This window comes from Streptomyces sp. NPDC021622 (genome assembly GCF_040640795.1).
Classification (GTDB): Bacteria; Actinomycetota; Actinomycetes; order Streptomycetales; family Streptomycetaceae; genus Streptomyces.
In genome coordinates, this window is sequence record NZ_JBFACK010000002.1 from 161,129 (window position 1) to 180,039 (window position 18,911).

The 18,911-nt window shown below is 70.7% G+C and carries 17 protein-coding genes; 8 read left to right on the top strand and 9 right to left on the bottom strand.

Annotated features, from left to right (window positions below; genetic code table 11):
• Window positions 1–27 precede the first annotated feature (27 nt).
• The 5 genes from AB0G47_RS05100 to AB0G47_RS05120 form a co-directional block, all read right to left on the bottom strand.
• Window positions 28–1,077 carry a substrate-binding domain-containing protein gene (locus tag AB0G47_RS05100; RefSeq protein WP_360764201.1) on the bottom strand — a complete coding sequence of 350 codons (1,050 nt, stop codon included), beginning with the start codon at window positions 1,075–1,077 and terminating at the stop codon, window positions 28–30.
• Window positions 1,078–1,095: 18 nt separating this feature from the next.
• Window positions 1,096–2,115, bottom strand: coding sequence for an ABC transporter permease (locus AB0G47_RS05105; RefSeq protein ID WP_360764203.1), 1,020 nt, complete (start codon window positions 2,113–2,115; stop codon window positions 1,096–1,098).
• Window positions 2,112–3,629 carry a sugar ABC transporter ATP-binding protein gene (locus AB0G47_RS05110; RefSeq protein WP_360764205.1) on the bottom strand — a complete coding sequence of 506 codons (1,518 nt, stop codon included), beginning with the start codon at window positions 3,627–3,629 and terminating at the stop codon, window positions 2,112–2,114. The genes AB0G47_RS05105 and AB0G47_RS05110 overlap by 4 nt, the downstream gene beginning before the upstream one ends.
• A 185-nt stretch (window positions 3,630–3,814) precedes the next feature.
• The gene (locus tag AB0G47_RS05115; protein ID WP_360764206.1) at window positions 3,815–4,996 is read right to left on the bottom strand and encodes an ROK family transcriptional regulator; all 1,182 of its coding nucleotides are present in this window, start codon (window positions 4,994–4,996) and stop codon (window positions 3,815–3,817) included.
• 328 nt (window positions 4,997–5,324) lie between these two features.
• Window positions 5,325–6,293: a WYL domain-containing protein gene (locus AB0G47_RS05120; RefSeq protein WP_360764208.1), complete on the bottom strand. Its 969-nt coding sequence runs from the start codon at window positions 6,291–6,293 to the stop codon at window positions 5,325–5,327.
• Between the two features lie 92 nt (window positions 6,294–6,385).
• On the opposite strand from AB0G47_RS05120, the gene AB0G47_RS05125 reads away from it, so the two are divergent.
• The 3 genes from AB0G47_RS05125 to AB0G47_RS05135 are packed head-to-tail and all read left to right on the top strand — an operon-like array spanning window position 6,386 to window position 8,747.
• Window positions 6,386–7,105, top strand: coding sequence for an NAD(P)-binding domain-containing protein (locus AB0G47_RS05125; protein ID WP_360764210.1), 720 nt, complete (start codon window positions 6,386–6,388; stop codon window positions 7,103–7,105).
• Between the two features lies 1 nt (window position 7,106).
• Window positions 7,107–7,511 (top strand): VOC family protein, encoded by a 405-nt coding sequence (locus AB0G47_RS05130; protein ID WP_360764212.1) that lies wholly within the window; start codon window positions 7,107–7,109, stop codon window positions 7,509–7,511.
• 12 nt (window positions 7,512–7,523) lie between these two features.
• The gene (locus AB0G47_RS05135; RefSeq protein ID WP_360764214.1) at window positions 7,524–8,747 is read left to right on the top strand and encodes a winged helix DNA-binding domain-containing protein; all 1,224 of its coding nucleotides are present in this window, start codon (window positions 7,524–7,526) and stop codon (window positions 8,745–8,747) included.
• 108 nt (window positions 8,748–8,855) lie between these two features.
• On the opposite strand, the gene AB0G47_RS05140 is transcribed toward AB0G47_RS05135, so the two are convergent.
• The 4 genes from AB0G47_RS05140 to AB0G47_RS05155 all read right to left on the bottom strand — a co-directional run bounded on the left by AB0G47_RS05140 (window position 8,856) and on the right by AB0G47_RS05155 (window position 12,159).
• Entirely contained in the window at window positions 8,856–9,533 is a 678-nt protein-coding gene (locus tag AB0G47_RS05140; protein WP_360764216.1) for a GntR family transcriptional regulator, read from the bottom strand.
• Window positions 9,534–9,642: 109 nt separating this feature from the next.
• Complete coding sequence (locus AB0G47_RS05145; RefSeq protein WP_360764218.1) at window positions 9,643–10,590, bottom strand: beta-ketoacyl-ACP synthase III; 948 nt, start codon at window positions 10,588–10,590, stop codon at window positions 9,643–9,645.
• Between the two features lie 122 nt (window positions 10,591–10,712).
• A complete protein-coding gene (locus tag AB0G47_RS05150) occupies window positions 10,713–10,856 on the bottom strand; it encodes a hypothetical protein (RefSeq protein WP_266872177.1) in 144 nt (47 codons plus the stop codon).
• A complete protein-coding gene (locus tag AB0G47_RS05155; RefSeq protein ID WP_360764220.1) occupies window positions 10,825–12,159 on the bottom strand; it encodes an OFA family MFS transporter in 1,335 nt (444 codons plus the stop codon). The genes AB0G47_RS05150 and AB0G47_RS05155 overlap by 32 nt, the downstream gene beginning before the upstream one ends.
• Before the next feature lie 163 nt (window positions 12,160–12,322).
• Between AB0G47_RS05155 and AB0G47_RS05160 the strand changes: the two genes are divergently transcribed.
• From AB0G47_RS05160 to fdhD, 5 genes are read left to right on the top strand one after another with little or no spacing between them, the layout of a single operon-like run.
• Window positions 12,323–13,300: a 2-dehydropantoate 2-reductase gene (locus AB0G47_RS05160; protein ID WP_360764221.1), complete on the top strand. Its 978-nt coding sequence runs from the start codon at window positions 12,323–12,325 to the stop codon at window positions 13,298–13,300.
• Window positions 13,297–15,219, top strand: a complete 1,923-nt coding sequence (locus tag AB0G47_RS05165) for a molybdopterin-dependent oxidoreductase (RefSeq protein ID WP_360764223.1) — start codon at window positions 13,297–13,299, stop codon at window positions 15,217–15,219. Before AB0G47_RS05160 ends, AB0G47_RS05165 begins: the two co-directional genes overlap by 4 nt.
• A gap of 3 nt (window positions 15,220–15,222) precedes the next feature.
• Complete coding sequence (locus AB0G47_RS05170; RefSeq protein ID WP_360764225.1) at window positions 15,223–17,181, top strand: NADH-ubiquinone oxidoreductase-F iron-sulfur binding region domain-containing protein; 1,959 nt, start codon at window positions 15,223–15,225, stop codon at window positions 17,179–17,181.
• On the top strand, window positions 17,178–18,038 hold the full coding sequence (locus AB0G47_RS05175) for a 2Fe-2S iron-sulfur cluster-binding protein (RefSeq protein ID WP_360764227.1): 861 nt from the start codon (window positions 17,178–17,180) through the stop codon (window positions 18,036–18,038). Before AB0G47_RS05170 ends, AB0G47_RS05175 begins: the two co-directional genes overlap by 4 nt.
• Before the next feature lie 5 nt (window positions 18,039–18,043).
• Window positions 18,044–18,892 (top strand): formate dehydrogenase accessory sulfurtransferase FdhD, encoded by an 849-nt coding sequence (gene fdhD, locus AB0G47_RS05180; protein ID WP_266872171.1) that lies wholly within the window; start codon window positions 18,044–18,046, stop codon window positions 18,890–18,892.
• Window positions 18,893–18,911: the final 19 nt, after the last annotated feature.

Genomic DNA, 18,911 nt, shown 5'->3' on the forward strand with positions numbered 1-18,911 from the left:
GCTCGGTGGGGGGTGCGGACGCGCGCATCACTTGAAGCCGGTGGACATGTACTGGCCGACGTTGTCCTTGTCGACCACCGCCGAGTACAGGGTGATGAAGGCCGGGATCTCGAACTCGGCCATGCCGCTGACACCCTTGCCCTGGCCGAGCGCGCGGGCGAGATCGATCGCGGAGGCCGCCATCGTCGGCGGGTAGAGGACGGTGGCCTTGAGGACACTGTCGTCGGACTCGATGGCCTGGAAGGCGGAGAGCGCGCCCGCGCCGCCGACCATCAGGAAGTCGTCGCGGCCCGCCTGCTTGATGGCGCGCAGCGCGCCGACACCCTGGTCGTCGTCGTGGTTCCACAGGGCGTCGAAGTTCTTCTGCGCCTGCAGGAGTTGGGACATCTTCTGCTGGCCCGACTCGACGGTGAACTCGGCGGCCTGCCGGGCGACCTTCTCGATGTTGGGGTAGTTCTTGAGGGCGTCGTCGAAGCCCTTGGTGCGCTGCTTGGTCAGCTCCAGGTTGTCGAGGCCCGCGAGCTCGATGACCTTGGCGCCCTTCTTGTCCTTGAGCTTCTCGCCGATGTAGTGGCCCGCGCTCAGACCCATGCCGTAGTTGTCGCCGCCGATCCAGCAGCGGTAGGCCTGCGGAGAGGCGAAGACCCGGTCGAGGTTGACGACGGGTATGCCCGCCTTCATCGCCTTCAGGCCGACCTGGGTGAGCGCCTTGCCGTCGGCCGGCAGGATCACCAGGACGTCGACCTTCTTGTTGATCAGCGTCTCGACCTGGCCGATCTGGGCGGCGGTGTCATTGGAGCCCTCGGTGGACTCCAGCGTCACGTCCGAGTACTTCTTCGCCCGCTCCTTGGCGTTGTCGTTGATCGCGTTGAGCCAGCCGTGGTCGGCCTGCGGGCCCGCGAACCCGATGGTGACCTTCTTGCCGGGCTTGTCGTCGGCCACCTGCTGGCTCTTGTCGTCCGACGCTGCCCCGTCGGAGGACTTGGGCTCGTTACTGGTGCACCCCGTGATGAGGGCACCGGTCGACAGGGCGGCGGCTCCGAAGAGCAGTCCTCTGCGGCTCGTGATTTCTGGCATGGCAATCAGCCCTTCGGGTCAGGGAGTTGAGGCCGTACGTCGCTGGACAAGGACCGCGGCGACGATGATCGCCCCCTTGGCGATCTGCTGGACGTCGCTCTGGAGGTTGTTGAGCGCGAAGATGTTCTGGATGGTCATGAAGATCAGGACGCCGAGCACGGAGCCGGTGATGGTGCCCCGTCCGCCGCTCAGCAGGGTGCCGCCGATGATCGCGGCGGCGATGGCGTCGAGCTCGTACAGATTGCCGTTGGTGTTCTGGCCCGACCCGGAGAGGACGATCAGCAGGAAGGCCGCGATCCCGCAGCAGAGGCCGGAGAGCAGATAGAGATAGAGGCGCTGCCTGCGTACGTCGATGCCGGCGAGGCGCGCGGCTTCCGCGTTGCCGCCGACCGCGACCGAGCGCCGCCCGAAGGTGGTGCGGTTCAGGAGCAGCCAGCCGACGACGGTGACGGCCGCGAAGACGAGCACGAGCGGCGGTATGCCAAGGACGTACGAGTCGCGTTCACCGAGGCTCAACACCCCGTCCACGGTGACCATTTGGGTCTTGCCGTCGGTGATCTGCAGGGCGAGACCGCGGCCCGATGCCAGCATGGCGAGCGTCGCGATGAACGGCACCATCCCGCCGTACGCGATGAGCATTCCGTTGACGAGGCCGCAGGCCAGACCGACGATCACCGCGGTGAAGAGAATGCCCGCGAAGCCGTACTCCTGGGTCGCCACCGTCGTCGCCCACACCGAGGCGAGCGCGACGATCGCGCCGACCGACAGGTCGATGCCGCCGGAGATGATCACGAAGGTCATGCCGACCGTGACGACACCGATGACGGACGCCTGGGTGAGGATCAGCTGGACGTTGTCCGTGTCCAGGAACGAGTCGGGCTGGGTGATACCGCCGATCAGGACCAGGACGGCGAGCACGCCGAGCAGGGACAGCGTCCGCACGTCGGCACGTGCGGCGAGTGTCCGCAACGGGCTTTCGCCGTCCGCCGGTTCACTCTTCGATGCGGCGGGCCGTGGCGGCGATGCGGGCTGCGTCATGACGCCGGGCTCCCTTCGAGTACGAGGTCGAGTACGCGGTGTTCGTCGAGGTCGCGGGCGGGCGCCGTATGGACGACGCGGCCTTCGCGCAGGACCAGGACACGGTCGGCGAGGCCGAGGACTTCGGGTACTTCGCTGGAGACGAGCAGGACGGCGAGGCCGTCGTCGGCGAGGCGGCGGATCACGGCGTACAGCTCGGCGCGGGCGCCGATGTCCACGCCGCGGGTGGGCTCGTCGAGCAGCAGGACGCGGCAGCCGCGGAGCAGCCAGCGGGCCAGGACGGCCTTCTGCTGATTGCCGCCGGAGAGGGTGCGCACGGGGGCGGAGGGGTTGTCGGGGCGCAGGGACAGCTCGCGGGTCGCGGTCTGCGCGGCCTTCTTCTCGGCACCCCGGTCGAGCCAACCGCCGCGCGAGAAGCGGGACATGGAGGAGACCGACACATTGTTGGTGACGGACTCCAGCATGAGCAGGGCCTGCGCCTTGCGCTCCTCGGGGGCGAGGCCGAGTCCCGCGCGGACGGCGGCTCGCACACTTCCGGGCTTCAACGCCCGGCCGCCCACGGCGACGTGACCGGCAGTCGGCTTGCGGGCCCCGTAGATGGTCTCCAGGATCTCGGAGCGCCCGGAGCCGACGAGTCCGGCCAGGCCGACGATCTCGCCGGGGCGCAGTTCGAGGTCGACGGGTTCGAACTCGCCCTCGCGGGCGAGCCCACGCACCGTCAACACGGCGTCGGTGGTGGGTGGTTCGGTGGGCCGGTCGGGGAAGACGTACTCGACGTTGCGGCCCGTCATCAGGGCGACGACCTCGCGGGTCGGGGTCTCCTTCGCGGGGAGTCCGCCCGCCACCGCGCGGCCGTCCTTGAGGACGGTGACGCGGTCGCCGATGCGGCGGATCTCTTCGAGCCGGTGGGAGATGTAGACGACGGCGACGCCGTCCGCCGTGAGATCGCCGACGATGCGGAAGAGGTTGTCGACCTCGTCCGGGTCGAGCGCGGCCGACGGCTCGTCCATGACGATGAGGCGTACTTCGTGAGAGAGCGCACGAGCCATCGACACGATCTGCTGCTGGGCGGCCGAGAGATCACCGACGAGCGTTCCCGGGTCGATCTCACCGTGTCCAAGTCGCTTGAGCAGAGCGGCAGTTGACGTCTTTGCCTCGCGGCCTCGCACGACGAATCCGGCCGCGGTGGGCTCATGCCCGAGGTGGACGTTCTCGGCGACGGAGAGGCCCTCCACCAGGTCGAGTTCCTGGTAGATGGTGGCGATCCCGAGGCGCATCGCGGCGATGGGCGACCGGAGCGTGGTGCGCTCGCCGCGCCAGGTGATCGCGCCGTCGTCGGGCTGGTGGGCCCCGGCGAGGACCTTGATGAGGGTGGACTTCCCGGCGCCGTTCTGACCGAGGAGGCAGTGCACTTCGCCGGCCTGGACCTGGAGGTCGACGCCGTCGAGGGCGCGGACGCCGGGGAACGACTTGGTGATGCCGGACATGGTGAGCAGCGGTGGTTCTGGTGCCATGACGGTTCCCTTGGGCGGATGGGCCGGTTTCAGGGCAGGGCGGGGCCCGTGCGGGGCTGAGCCTGTTTCGGAGCAGGGCGAGGCAGCGCGCTGTACTGGGTGAGGTGTGGTGCGTCGCGTGGTACGGGTCGTACGTATGGGTGGTCGTACGTATGGGGTTCTACGTACCGGTCAGGCCGTACCGGTCAGGCCGGTGAGAACAGGTGGTCGCTGATGAGCCGGGCGCCGCCGATGACTCCGGCGGTCGGTCCCAACTCGCCCAGGACGATGGGGAGATTGCCGGTCGCCAGGGGCAGCGACTGGCGGTACACCTGGGTGCGGATGGCGGCGAGCAGTGTGTGGCCGAGGCCGGTGACACCGCCGCCGATCACCACGAGGCCCGGGTTGAAGAAGCTGACGAGACCCGCGATGACCTGGCCGGTGCGGTTGCCGCCGTCGCGGATGAGGTCGAGCGCGGTGGAGTCACCGGCCGCGGCCGCCGCAGCGACGTCGACGGCGCTGAGCTTGCCCGCCGCTTCCAGGCGCGTCGCGAGCTCCGGGGAGAGCCCCTGCCCGGCCGCGTCCTCGGCGTCGCGGGCGAGCGCCGCGCCGCTGAAGTACGCCTCCAGGCAGCCCCTGTTGCCACAGGCGCAGGGGCGTCCGTCCGGTTCGACCTGGATGTGGCCGATGTCGCCGGCGCTGCCCGTCGTACCGCGGTAGACCTCACCGCCGACGACGATGCCGCAGCCGATGCCGGTGCCGATCTTGACGCAGAGGAAGTCGCCCACGGAGCGTGCGACGCCCGCGTGCTGTTCCCCCATCGCCATCAGGTTCACGTCGTTGTCGACCATGACGGGGCAGCCGAGGTCCTGACTGATGGCTTCCCGTACGGGGAAACCGTCCCACCCCGGCATGATCGGCGGGGCGACCGGGACGCCCTCGGGGAAGCGGACGGGACCGGGTACGCCGATACCGGCGCCGTCGAACCCTTCCGCGAGCCCGGAGGCCTTCAACTTGGCCGCCATGGCGAGGACTTGCTCGAAGACCGCGACCGGGCCTTCGCGCACGTCCATGGGCTGGTTGATGTGGCCGAGCACCTCCAGCTCGGCGTTGGTCACCGCGACGTCGACCGAGGTCGCGCCGATGTCCACGCCGAGGAAGCGGAGGGCGGGGGCCAGGCGGATGTTGTGGGAGCGGCGGCCGCCGCGCGATGCGGCGAGTCCGTCGGCGACCACGAGTCCGGTCTCCAGGAGCCGGTCCACCTCGACTGCCAGCTTCGACCGCGAGAGGTCGACCTGATCGCCCAGCTGGGCACGGGAGTTGGGCCCTCCGTCACGCAACAGCCGCAGCAGACGCGCCTGGTGCGCATTGGCGGGTCGAGCCGTCATACGTCTCACGCGCCCCTCCCCGCCTCATCGGGCAACCCATGGTGTCACGCCCGGCTTTCGTTCTTCTCGCCGGGCTTTCGAGGGGAACGTAGCAGCGCCTGCCGGGAGTGGGAAGAAGTTGCGCGGGAATTGCCCACGACTTTCTCCAGTCACAGGACAAAGGGAGGCGCCGCTAAGCGGGTCTGGCGAAGTCGGCTGCGGTTCGGCCGCGCCCTGAAGGGGCGCGGGGAACTGCGCGATCAGCCACGTTGGTGCCGCAGACGATCGACGGCATGTCGCCGCACCTCCAGCGGAGCGCCTAGCACCCGCGCGGCAGCTCGTGGCGCGGTCAGCCCGTCGCGGGCAGAGCGTGCAGGGCGCGCCGGGCGGCCGCCCGGAGGTGGTCGACGACGTCCGGGTCCGCGTCGAGTGTGTAGTCGGCCGTGAGGCCGGCCAGGGTCTGGGCTATCCGGGTGAGGGAATCGTCGGATACGTCGACGAGACACCGGCCCTCGTCGAGGGGCCGGATGCGGGTGGCCAGGCCCCGCGTGTGGGCGCGGACGTGGTCGGCCGGGGCCTGGACGGTGGCGACGGCGCGGTGGCGGGTGGGCGCGGCCGAGAGCCGGTCGGCGACGAACGCGGCGGGGTCGTCGCCGGGCAGATCGCGGGCGGGAACGCGTCGGCCGGTGCCCGTGGGGCCGGTGATGCGGTCGAGGCGGAAGACGCGCCAGTCGTTCTTCGCGGTGTCGTGTGCGAGGAGATACCAGAGGGGACCGGAGGCGACCAGGTGCTGCGGCTCGACCCGGCGCGGGGTGGTCGCACCCGTACGGGTGGTGTAGTCGAAGGTCAGGACCTCGTGGTCGCGGCAGGCCACGGCGAGGGCGGCCAGGAGAGCGGGGTCGGCGCGCGGCCCGCGGTCGTCCCAGGCGATGCCGGCGACCGCCCCCTGGAGGGCGGTGACCTGGCCGCGCAGCCGGCGGGGCAGGACCAGTTCGAGCTTGGCCAGGGCCCGCAGCGCGGTCTCCTCGATGCCGGTCAGGCCGCCGGCGGCGGTGCGCAGGGCGACGGCGATGGCAACCGCCTCGTCGTCGTCGAGGAGGAGCGGGGGCAGGTCGGTGCCGGGGGCGAGGCGGTAGCCGCCCGCGTGGCCGCGGGCGCTGTCGACGGGATAGCCCAGGTCACGGAGCCGGTCGATGTCGCGGCGGACGGTACGGACGGTCACCTGGAGCCGGTCGGCCAGGTCGGAGCCCGACCACTCCCGGCGGGTCTGCAGCAGGGAGAGGAGGCGCAGCATCCGGGCCGTCATGTCGCTGGTCATGATCTCCACTATGGCCGGGTCAGAGGACACCCCCTGTCCTGAAATGGTCCTACTGTGGATCTGTCCAACCAGAGCAAACCGGGAGGTACCCCATGAAAATCACCGTTCTCGGCACGGGCGGCGGCGCCCGCGCGCACACGGCCAAGCTCGTCGAACTCGGGCACGATGTGTACGTCGGCACCCGCGACCCCGAGGCCACCCTCGCCCGCACCGAGCCCGACATGATGGGCAACGTGCCCTACGGCCAGTGGCTCGCCGACCACCCCGGCGTCACCCTGCTGTCCTTCGGCGACGCGGCGGCCGCCGCCGACGGGCCGGTCATCAGCGGCATCGACGGCCACAACGCCGTCGCCGCGCTGACCGCCATCGCGGACCGCCTCGACGGCAAGACGCTCATCGACTACGCCGTCCCCTTCGTCTACCAGCACGAGAGCGAGCACCCCTGGCCCACGCCGTGGGGCGTCATGCCCAAGCTGGACCCGTGCGACACGGACAGCCTCGGCGAGCAGATCCAGCGGGCGCTGCCCGGGACGAAGGTCGTCAAGAGCTTCGTCACCCAGGAGCAGACCACCGTCGTCGACCCGGGGTCCGTCGGCCAGGGCGACCACACGATGTTCGTCGCCGGTGACCACGCCGACGCCAAGCAGCAGACCACCGAGCTGCTCAAGGAGTACGGCTGGAGCGACATCCTCGACCTCGGCCCGCTGGTGTGCGCCCGCGGCATGGAGATGTACGCCCATATGCACTCCGCCATCGGCTTCGGCCTGGGCCAGCAGTTCGGCGGCCACTTCGGCATCAAGGTGGTGCGCTGACATGACCGCCACGAGCAGCACTCCGGCACCCGCCCTGGACGGGACGATCCTGTGCCATGCGATGTGGGCCCGCGACGGCCGCGAGCTTGCCGACTTCTACGCCGCCGCGCTGGGCACGGAGGTCAGCCGTACCTACCCCGGCCCGCAGGGCGAACCCGCCGCCTGCGCGTTCGACGTCGGTCCCTCGATGTACCTCTTCTACTCCTCCGAGAACTTCACGGCCCCCAACTGGCCCGAGGAGGAGCTGCCCTTCCACATGGACCTGACGTTCAGCGACGTACGGGCCGCGGAGGAGCGGCTGCTGGGGATGGGCGCCACCAAGCCCGACCACCAGCCGGGCGGAACGTACTGGACGGTCCTGCTCGACCCCTCCGGGCAGCCGTTCTGTATCCACCAGGCCCGCTGACCCTCGGCCGCCATGACTCACCTGCCCCGCATCACCGCCGGCCGGCGTCGCGCCCGCCTGGTCCGGCGGCACCTGCTCACGCCGGCCGCCCGCGTGGACGGCGCGCACGAGGTGGCCGATGCCCTCATCGGCCTGCACGCCACCGACCCGGCAACCGTCTTCCTCGCCGCGGCCGCCCGTATGCACGCCCCCACGCCCGACGCCATCGACCAGGCCCTCTACGCAAGGCAGTCCGGCGAACCCGCCCTTGAGCGCATACGGTGCATGCGCCGCACGATGTTCGTCGTCCCCGCCCGCCTCGCGCCGGCCGTGCTCTCCGCGACCGCGCAGTGCACGGACCGCCTCCGCGCCGAGGCCATGGACAAGCTGAACCAGGCCCTCGGCTGGGATCAGCGGTACTACGCCGCCGTGCAGCGGGACACGCTCGCCGCGCTGACGGAACGCGGTGCGGCGACGGCGGCACAGCTGGCCGCCGACGTGCCGGCTCTGCGCGAGCAGCTGGTCGTCTTCCCCGGCAAGTCCTACGAGTCCCGCCAGCGCGCCGCCTCGACGGTCCTCGGTGTCCTCGCGGCCGAAGGGCACATCCGCCGGGCCAGACCGGCCGGTTCATGGACCTCGGCACAGTTCCGCTGGACGCCCGCCCGGCCGCTGCCCGCCGTACCGGTCGCCGAGGCGCGGGCCACCCTGGCGCGGCACTATCTCGCGGCCTACGGCCCCGCGACGGCCGACGACGTGAAGTGGTGGACCGGCTGGAACCTCACCGACACCCGCAAGGCCATCGCCGCCACCGGTGCGCAGGCCGTAGAACTCGACGAAGGCACCGGCTACCTCCTGCCCGAAGACCTGGAGGACTTGGAGGAGTTGGAGGACCTGGGGGACCTGGAAGGCCCCGGCCCCGTCGCGCCCCACGCATCCGGCGCGGTCCTGCTGCCCGGCCTCGACCCCACCCCGATGGGCTGGCGCCACCGCGACTGGTACCTCGAACCCGCCCACACCGCCGCGCTGTTCGACCGCAACGGCAACATCGGCCCCACGGTCTGGTGGGGCGGCCGCATCATCGGCGCGTGGGCGCAGCACGCCGACGGGCACATCAACCACCATCTGCTCACCGATGCGCCCGCCGCCGCCCGCGCGGCCGTGGACGAGGAGATCGGACGCCTGACCGCGTTCCTCTCGACCACCCGCGTCACGCCCGCCTACCGCACTCCCCTGGAACGCCGACTCGCCACCGGGTAGCGCCGATGTGTCCGACGACGAGGGCGGCAGCGCCCCGAAGGGGCGCGGGGAACTGCGCGACCAGCCACGACGGACCCGCGGACGAATACCGCACTTCCCGCGGAACGCTCAGGCGTCGTTGCGCTGGTGGTACGTCTGCCGCGTGTGCTCCGTGTGCGCCCGCATGATCTCCGTGGCGCGGCGCTCGTCGCGTTCCGCGATCGCCGCGATCAGCCGGCGGTGCTCGATCCAGGACTGCTTGCCGCGCTGACGGGCCACCGGTGTGTAGTACCAGCGCACCCTGCGGTCCACCTGCCCGGCGAGTTCGGCGAGCACGACATTGCCGGCGAGCTCCATGACCTTGGCGTGGAAGGCCGCGTTGGTGGTCACCACCAGGTCAACGTCGCCGTCCGCGACGGCCTGTTCGCCCTTGGCGCACAGCTCTTCGAGCGCGGTGATCCCGGCGGTGCCCGTGTTCGCGGCGGCGAGCCGGGCGGCCTCCGCCTCCAGGAGCGTACGGACCGTGAGCAGTTGGTCCGCCTCCTCCTCGGTGGGCTCATGCACGAACGCGCCCTGCGCGGGGCGCAGATCGACCCAGCCCTCGGTGTTGAGCCGCTGCAGCGCCTCGCGCACCGGCTGCCTCGACACCCCCAGATGCCCCGCCAGTTCGCTCTCCACGAGGTGCTGGCCCGGCTGGAGCGCGCGGGTCGTGATGAGTTCGAGCAGCGCTTCGTAGACCCGCTCCCGGAGCGGACCGGGTCGTTCGAGCCTGGGCACCGCCCCCTGCGGCAGTCCTGTGGACAACATCGCGGTCCCCTCCTCGACGATTGCCTTTTGTCTACAGTCTACTGAGCACAATGGCCAGTACCAGGGGGAGTTGAGCCGGTCACACCGCTTGGTGACGCGTTTTCGGCGCCTACGGGCAGCGGACGACCTGTCCCGCGTACGACAGGTTCCCGCCGAAGCCGAAGAGCAGCACCGGGTCCCCGTGGACGATCTCGCCGCGCTCCACGAGCTTGGACAGAGCGAGCGGGATACTGCCCGCCGAGGTGTTGCCCGAGTTCACGACGTCGCGCGCGACGACCGCGTTGACCGCGCCGATCCGCCCGGCGAGCGGCTCGATGATCCGCAGATTGGCCTGGTGCAGCACGACCGCCGCGAGGTCCTCCGGGGTGAGACCGGCCCGCTCGCAGGCCTTGCGGGCGAGCGGCGGCAGCTGGGTCGTCGCCCAGCGGTAGACGCTCTGGCCCTCCTGCGCGAACCGCGGCGGCGTGCCCTCGATCCGTACCGCGTTGCCCATCTCGGGCACCGAGCCCCACAGCACGGGACCGATGCCGGGCTCTTCGCCGGGGCCGCACGCCTCGACGACGGCCGCGCCCGCACCGTCCCCGACCAGGACGCACGTGGTGCGGTCCGTCCAGTCGGCCACCTCGGACATCTTGTCCGCGCCGATCACCAGGGCGCGGGTGGCGGCCCCGGCCCGTACGGCGTGGTCGGCGGTGGCAAGCGCGTGCGTGAAGCCGGCGCAGACCACGTTCACGTCCATGGCGGCCGGCGAGGGGATGCCCAGGCGGGCCGCGACCCGCGCCGCCATGTTCGGCGAGCGGTCGATCGCGGTGGACGTGGCGACCAGGACGAGGTCGATGGCGTCGGGCGCGAGGCCCGCGGCGGCGACGGCCTTGGCCCCGGCCTGCGCGGCGAGCTCGTCGACCGGCTCATCGGGTCCCGCGATGTGGCGGGTGCGGATGCCCACGCGAGAGCGGATCCACTCGTCGCTGGTGTCGACCATGCCCGCCAGCTCCTCGTTGGTGAGGATCTTGGCGGGCTGGTAATGGCCGACGGCGGCGATGCGTGAGCCGTGCATGAACGGGTCCCCCTTGGTGCCGGAGATGCGGGACCGTCCAGTCTGCTCAGCGACTCACCAGTAACAGGGCACGTAAAGCAACAGGAAACGGGCGTGGGCTTTGGATGCTTCTCATCATCGCGTCACCCGGTGAAGAGCTGGGTGGCCTTGTGTGCGAGTTCGTACAGGCCGTAGCCGAGCGGCAGCGCCACCCACAGCCAGGCGGCGGCGATAAGCCCCCGGCGGCGCGGCGGGCTACTGGGCGGCGGGCTGGTCGGCGCCGTCATGGGCGGCCTCCCTCGGGGCGGGAATGTGGTGGCGGGAGTGGACGGGGCGGACGAGCTCGTTCGCCACGAAGCCCACGATCAGCAGGCCGATCATGATCGTGAGGGACATGCCGTAAAGACCGGAGCCGTGCTTGCCGGCCTCCTCCTGGCGGTCGGCGACCCAGTTGACGATCAGCGGGCCGAGGACACCGGCCGTGGACCAGGCGGTGAGCAGCCGGCCGTGGATCGCGCCGACCTGGTACGTCCCGAAGAGGTCCTTCAGGTACGCGGGGATCGTCGCGAAGCCTCCTCCGTAGAAGGAGAGGATCACCAGCGCGCAGCCGATGAACAGCGGCTTCGACGCGTCTCCGAACTGGGCGATCAGCAGATACATCAGCGCGCCCACGCCCAGGTAGACGCGGTAGACGTTCTTGCGGCCGATCAGGTCGGACGCCGATGACCAGCCGATGCGCCCGGCCATGTTGGCGGCCGAGAGCAGGGCGACGAAGCCCGCCGCCGCGGAGACCGAGACCGGTGTCGCGGTGTCGGAGAAGAAGTCGATGATCATCGGGGCGGCCTTCTCCAGGATGCCGATGCCCGCCGTCACGTTCATGCAGAGCACGATCCACAGGCACCAGAACTGGGGTGTCCGCACGGCGGCCCGCGCGGAGACCTGCGGCCCGTCGAGCACGCCGGGGGCGCCCGGTGCCCGCGCCCCTTCCGTACGCGGCACCCGCACCAGGAGCACGCCGAGCGACATGAAGACGGCGTACGTCAGACCGTGCACCAGGAAGGCGAGCGCGATGCCCGACGGGTCGGAGCCGAAGGACTCCAGCATCTGGGCCGACCAGGGCGAGGCGATGAGCGCGCCGCCGCCGAAGCCCATGATCGCGATGCCGGTGGCCATGCCGGGGCGATCGGGGAACCACTTGATCAGGGTCGACACGGGCGAGATGTAGCCGATGCCGAGGCCGATCCCTCCGACGAAGCCGTACCCGAAGACGATCAGCCAGTACTGCTCCGTCGCCGCCCCGAGCGCGGCGAGCAGAAAGCCGGACGAGAAACAGGTGAGCGCGACCGCCATCGCCCAGCGCGGCCCGTTGCGCTCGACGAGGGTGCCGCCGAAGGCCGCCGAGAGGCCGAGCATCACGATGCCGAGCTGGAAGGGCAGCGCGCTCTGGGTGCCGCTGAGGTGGAGGGCGGATTCCAGTGGGGGCTTGAAGACGCTCCAGGCGTAGGCCTGGCCGATGGAGAGGTGCACGGAGAGGGCGGCGGGCGGTACGAGCCAGCGGCTCCATCCGGGAGGTGCGACGGGGGGCCTCATGATCCCGAACAGTAGGAATCAGGCGGGCAGTTGGGAAGAGGACATGCACTATTCCGTCGACGGTATGCAATGTGCCGCGCAACCTCTTGCTGGCCCAACTTCCATACTGTAGACAATATTCCATCGACAGTTCGGATCCCTCAACCGAACGGAGCGCGCCACCGTGAAAGTCGCAGTCCTCGGCGCCGGTGCGATCGGCGCCTACGTCGGAGCCGCGCTGCACCGCGCCGGAGCCGATGTCCATCTCGTCGCCCGTGGACCGCATCTCGCGGCCATGAGGCAGCACGGAGTACGTGTCCACAGCCCGCGCGGCGACTTCACCGCGCGGGCCCACGCCACCGACGACCCGGCCGACATCGGCCCCGTCGACTTCGTCTTCCTGGGCCTGAAGGCCAACTCGTACGCGGCGTGCGGGCCGCTCATCGAGCCGCTGCTGCACGACGGCACCGCGGTCGTCGCGGCACAGAACGGCATCCCCTGGTGGTACTTCCACCGGCACGGCGGCCCGCACGACGGCCACCGCGTCGAGAGCGTGGACCCCGACGGCGCGGTCAGTGCGGTGATCGCGCCCGAGCGGGCCGTCGGGTGTGTGGTGTACGCGGCAACGGAGCTGGAGGGCCCGGGAGTTGTCCGGCACATCGAAGGCACCCGCTTCTCCGTCGGGGAGCCGGACCGCTCGCGCTCGCAGCGCTGTCTCGCCTTCAGCGAGGCCATGCAGGCGGGCGGCCTGAAGTGTCCCGTCGAGCCCGAACTGCGCCTCGACATCTGGATCAAGCTGCTCGGCAACATCTCCTTCAACCCGATCAGCGCGCTCGCCCGCGCCACGATGCGGGAGATGTGCCTGCACGGCGGCACCCGCCGCGTCATCGAGATCATGATGAACGAGACGCTCGCCGTCGCCGCGGCCCTCGGCTGCCGCCCCGACATCTCCGTCGAGCGGCGCCTGGCCGGCGCCGAACGCGTCGGCGACCACCGCACCTCCACCCTCCAGGACCTGGAGCGCGGCAAACCGCTCGAACTCGACGTGCTGCTCGCGGCCGTCGTGGAACTCGCCGGGATCACCGGGGTTCCGGTGCCGACGCTCCGCACCGTCCACGCCATCTCGGATCTGCTGGCCGACCGCATGAGGAGCGCGGCATGAGCAAGAAGCGGGACCGGGTGCCCAAGACGTACACCCGGCTCACCCATCCCCTCGTACGCGACGCACGCGACGCGCCCTTCCGGCGGGCCACCTGGGAGGAGGCGCTGACCCGTACGGCGGCCGGACTCCAGGAGGCCCGTGGCGCGTTCGGCATGTTCTCCTGCGCCCGTGCCACGAACGAAATGAACTACGTGGCACAGAAGTTCGCCCGCGTGGTCATGGGCACGAACAACGTCGACTCCTGCAACCGCACCTGTCACGCGCCGAGCGTCGCGGGCCTTTCGGCCGCCTTCGGCTCGGGCGGCGGCACCTCTTCTTATGAAGAGGTCGAGCACACCGATCTGATCGTGATGTGGGGCTCCAACGCGCGCTTCGCCCACCCGATCTTCTTCCAGCACGTCCTGAAGGGGATCAGGAACGGCGCCCGCATGTACGCGGTCGACCCGCGCCGCACCAAGACCGCCGAGTGGGCGGAGAGCTGGCTCGGTCTGAACGTCGGCACGGACATCCCGATGGCGCACGCCATCGGCCGCGAGATCATCCACGCGGGCCTGGCCAACCGGGCGTTCATCGACCGGGCCACATCCGGCTTCGAGGAGTACGCGGCCCTGGTCGAGCCATGGACGCTGTCGCTCGCCGAGAAGGTGACGGGCGTACCGGCCGCCGCCATCAGGGAGTTGGCGCACGCCTATGCACGGGCCGAGCGGGCGCAGCTGTGCTGGACGCTCGGCATCACCGAGCACCACAACGGCACGGACAACGTACGCGCCCTGATCAATCTCTCCCTGCTGACCGGACACGTCGGCCGCTACGGCTCGGGCCTGCAGCCCCTGCGCGGGCAGAACAACGTCCAGGGCGGCGGCGACATGGGCGCGATCCCGAATCGCCTGCCGGGCTTCCAGGACATCCTCGACCCGGACACGCGCCTGAAGTTCGAGACGGCGTGGGACACGGTCATCCAGCCGCGCTACGGGCTGAATCTGACGGAAATGTTCGAGGCGATGGAGGAGGGATCGCTCAAGGCCGTCTACTGCATCGGCGAGAACCCGGCGCAGTCGGAGGCGGACAGCGAGCAGGCGATGCGACGTCTCCGTGCCCTGGACTTCCTCGTCGTACAGGACATCTTCCTTACGAAGACGGCCGAGTTGGCGGATGTCGTGCTGCCCGCGACGGCCGCCTGGGCGGAGACCGACGGCACGACGACCAACAGCGAGCGGCGTGTCCAGCGGGTCCGCAAGGCCGTGCGGCCGCCCGGTGAGGCGCGCGAGGACATCGACATCCTCTGCGAGCTCGCGGGGCTGCTCGGCCACGACTGGAAGTACGCGGACGCGCGGGCCGTCTGGGACGAGCTGCGGTCGGTGTCGCCGGACCACTACGGCATGACGTACGAGCGTCTGGAGTCGCTCCAGGGAATCCAGTGGCCGTGCCCCTCGGAGGAACGGGTCGAACCGACGTACCTGCACGGCCGGTTGTGGGAGTCGGCCCCCGAACGGCGCGGCACGCCTGCGCCGTTCGGACTCGTCGCACACGACCCGCCGGTCGACCTGACCGACGAGTCGTTCCCGATCCGGCTGACGACGGGGCGGCGGCTCGACTCCTACAACACCGGTGTGCAGAGCGGGAGTTTCGCCTCTCCGCTGCGGCGCGGCGAGTACGTCGAGCTGTGCCCGGAGGACGCGGAGCGGTTCGGGGTCGTGGTCGGCGAGGAGGTGCGGATCTCCTCGCGGCGCGGGGTCGTCGTGGCGCCGGTGTGGGTGGACCCCGGTCTGCGGCCGGGTCTCGCCTTCATGACCATGCACTTTCCCGACGAGGTCGACACCAACCAGCTCACGATCGAGGCGAATTGCCCGATCGCGGGGACGGCGGAGTTCAAGGCGTCGGCGATACGGATCGACAAGCTCGCCAGTGAGGTGGGGTGACGGATGGATCTGCACTTCGGTGACAGCAAGCCGACGGACGAGGAGCGGGCGGCCGTCGACGCGGTGCTCGGTCCTCCGGAGTCCGCGTGGGAGGGGGCCGATGACCGCAGTGACGCGGATCTGCGGTGGGCGCGGGGTGGCCGTGCGGCGCGGGAGCGGCGGGATCAGTTGTTGCCGGGGTTGCACGCGCTGAACGATCGCGTGGGGTGGGTGAGCGAGGGGGGCCTCGACTACCTCTGCCGGCGGCTTACGGTGCCGCCGGCGGAGGGGTATGGGGTGGCGACGTTCTACTCCATGTTCTCGGTGCGGCCGCGTCCTCGCACTGTCGTGCGGGTCTGTACGGATCTCGCCTGCGGGGGAACTTCGTTGTGCCGGGAGGTGGAGGCGCAGCTCGGCCCGGAGTCCGGGGTCACCGTCGAGCCTTCGCCATGCCTTGGCCTCTGCGAGCGGGCGCCGGCTGCGTTGGTGGTGCGGGCGGGGCCTCCGGCGCAAGGCCGAGTTCGTCCTCAAACGCCGGACGGGCTGAAAACCCTGGCAGCTGCCGGGCAATCGGGTGGGCGGGCGGGAAAGATCCGCCGCGAAGCGGCGGTTTCGGGAAGGGGCGGGGTTGGGGAAAGTGAACGCTCCTACCTCGCCGCCGTCACCGCCCCGGCCACGGTCGAGTCCACCGTCCTCGCCGCCACCACCCCCGAGGCAGCAGAATCCGAACCCCCGGCCGCCCTCGCCGTCCCCCAGGCCGGACAGGAAGGCCTCGTACTGCTCCGCCGCATAGGCAAGGTCGACCCAGCCTCGCTGGACGACTACCGCTCCCACGGCGGCTACACCGCCCTGAGGCAGGCCTTCGCCATCGGCCCTGCCGCCGTCATCCGCGAAGTCACCGACTCCGGCCTCCTCGGACGGGGCGGCGCCGCCTTCCCCACGGGACGGAAGTGGCAGGCCACGGCGTCCCAGCCGGATCACCCCCACTACCTCGTCTGCAACGCGGACGAGTCCGAGCCCGGCACCTTCAAGGACCGGGTGATCATGGAGGGCGATCCGTACGCGCTCATCGAGGCGATGACCATCGCCGGGTACGCGACCGGCGCCCACCAGGGGTATCTCTACCTCCGCGGCGAATACCCCCGCGCCCTCCGCAGGCTCGAACACGCCATCACCCAGGCCCGCGCCCGCGGCCTCCTCGGCGACGACGTCCTCGGCCAGGGGTACGCCTTCGACATCGAGATCCGGCGCGGGGCGGGCGCGTACATCTGTGGCGAGGAGACCGCCCTCTTCAACTCCATTGAGGGGTATCGAGGGGAGCCCCGATCCAAGCCGCCCTTCCCTGTGGAGAAGGGGCTCTTCGGTAAACCCACCGCCGAGAACAACGTCGAGACCCTCGTCAACGTCCTCCCCATCCTCACCATGGGCGCGCGGGCGTACTCCGCCATAGGGACCGAGAAGTCCACCGGGCCCAAGCTCTTCTGCGTATCCGGAAGCGTCGAGCGGCCCGGCATCTACGAGCTGCCCTTCGGCGCCACCCTCGGCGAGCTCCTGGCCCTCGCCGGGAAGCCGGACAACCTCAGGGCCGTCCTCCTGGGCGGCGCGGCCGGCGGTTTCGTACGCCCCGACGAGCTCGGCATCCCGCTCACCTTCGAGGGGACAAGGGACGACGGGACCACCCTCGGCTCGGGCGTCGTGCTCGTCCTGGACGACACCGTTCCGCTCCCCCGCGTCCTGCTCCGCATCGCCGAGTTCTTCCGCGACGAGTCCTGCGGCCAGTGCGTGCCCTGCCGGGTCGGCACCGTCCGCCAGGAGGAGGCCCTGCATCGGATCGTCGAGCGGACGGGGGCCGATGCCGCCGATGACATCGCCCTGCTCCGCGAGGTGGGGCGGACCATGCGGGACGCCTCCATCTGCGGGCTCGGCCAGACCGCGTGGAACGCCGTGGAATCCGCCATCGACCGCCTGGGGGCGTACAAGTGACCGCCGTACCGCTGGGAATCCCGCGCCGCCTCGTCGAGTTCACGCTCGACGGGCAGGACGCCCGGGTGCCGGAGGGGTCGACCATCCTCGACGCCTGCCGGGCCGCGGGCAAGGACGTGCCGACCCTCTGCGAGGGCGACACCCTCGCCCCGAAGAACGCCTGCCGGGTATGTGTCGTCGAGGTGGAGGGCGCCCGGACACTCGCCCCTGCCTGCTCGCGCAAGGCCGAGCCCGGGATGAGCGTGCGCACCGACACCGAACGCACCCGGCACAGCCGCAAGGTCGTCCTCGAACTCCTCGCCTCGTCCGTCGACCTGTCGACGACCCCGAAGGTCGCGGGCTGGCTCAAGGAGTACGAGGCGAAGCCCGAACGCTTCGGCCCGGACGCGGCCCGCCTCAACGAGGAACCGAAGGTCGACAACGACCTCTACGTCCGCGACTACGACAAGTGCATCCTCTGCTACAAGTGCGTCGACGCCTGCGGCGACCAGTGGCAGAACACCTTCGCGATCTCCGTGGCCGGCCGCGGTTTCGACGCCCGGATCGCCGTCGAGCACGACGCGCCGCTGACCGACTCCGCGTGCGTGTACTGCGGGAACTGCATCGAGGTCTGCCCGACGGGCGCCCTGAGCTTCAAGTCGGAGTTCGACATGCGGGCGGCCGGTACGTGGGACGAGGCGGCGCAGACCGAGACGACGACGGTGTGCGCGTACTGCGGAGTCGGCTGCAATCTGACCCTGCACGTGCAGGACAATGACATCGTGAAGGTCACCTCGCCGCACGACAATCCGGTGACCCACGGCAACCTCTGCATCAAGGGCCGCTTCGGCTACCAGCACGTACAGAACCGGGACTGATCGACATGGGACGAGTCACGGAGCGCCGCCGCGTCCTCCGCATCCGGGACGGCGCCGTCAGCGAGCGGCCCGACACCCTGGTCGCAGAGGAGCCGCTGGAGATCCGGCTCAACGGGAAGCCGCTTGCCATCACCATGCGGACGCCGGGTGACGACTTCGCGCTCGCGGCGGGTTTCCTGGTGAGCGAGGGGGTGCTCGGCTCGGCCGACGAGCTGCAGTCCATCGTCTACTGCGCGGGGGCGACCGCCGACGGATCGAACACGTACAACGTGGTCGACGTGAAGACCGCTCCGGGGCTCGTCCTGCCCGACATCACCCTCGAACGCAACGTCTACACGACCTCGTCCTGCGGCCTGTGCGGCAAGGCGAGTCTGGACGCCGTGCGCACCACGGCGCGCTTCCCGATCTCCGACGCTCCCCCGGTCCGGCTCGGGACCGAGCTGCTCGCGGGCCTCCCCGACCGACTGCGCGCGGCGCAGCGCGTCTTCGACCGGACCGGGGGCCTGCACGCGGCGGCGCTCTTCTCCGAGGAGGGCGAACTCCTCGACATACGGGAGGACGTGGGCCGGCACAACGCGGTCGACAAGCTCGTTGGGCGCGCCCTGCAGGACGGCCGTCTTCCGCTCTCGCGTGCCGTGCTGCTCGTCTCGGGCCGTGCCTCCTTCGAGCTGGCGCAGAAGGCGGTGATGGCGGGCATTCCGGTGCTCGCGGCCGTCTCCGCGCCCTCCTCCCTGGCCGTCGATCTCGCCGCCGAGACGGGTCTCACCCTGGTCGGCTTCCTGCGCGGGTCCTCCATGAACGTGTACGCGGGCGAGCACCGGATCGCCGTGCGGGCCGCGGCCTCCCAGGGCTGACCGGCGGCTCCCCGCTGCA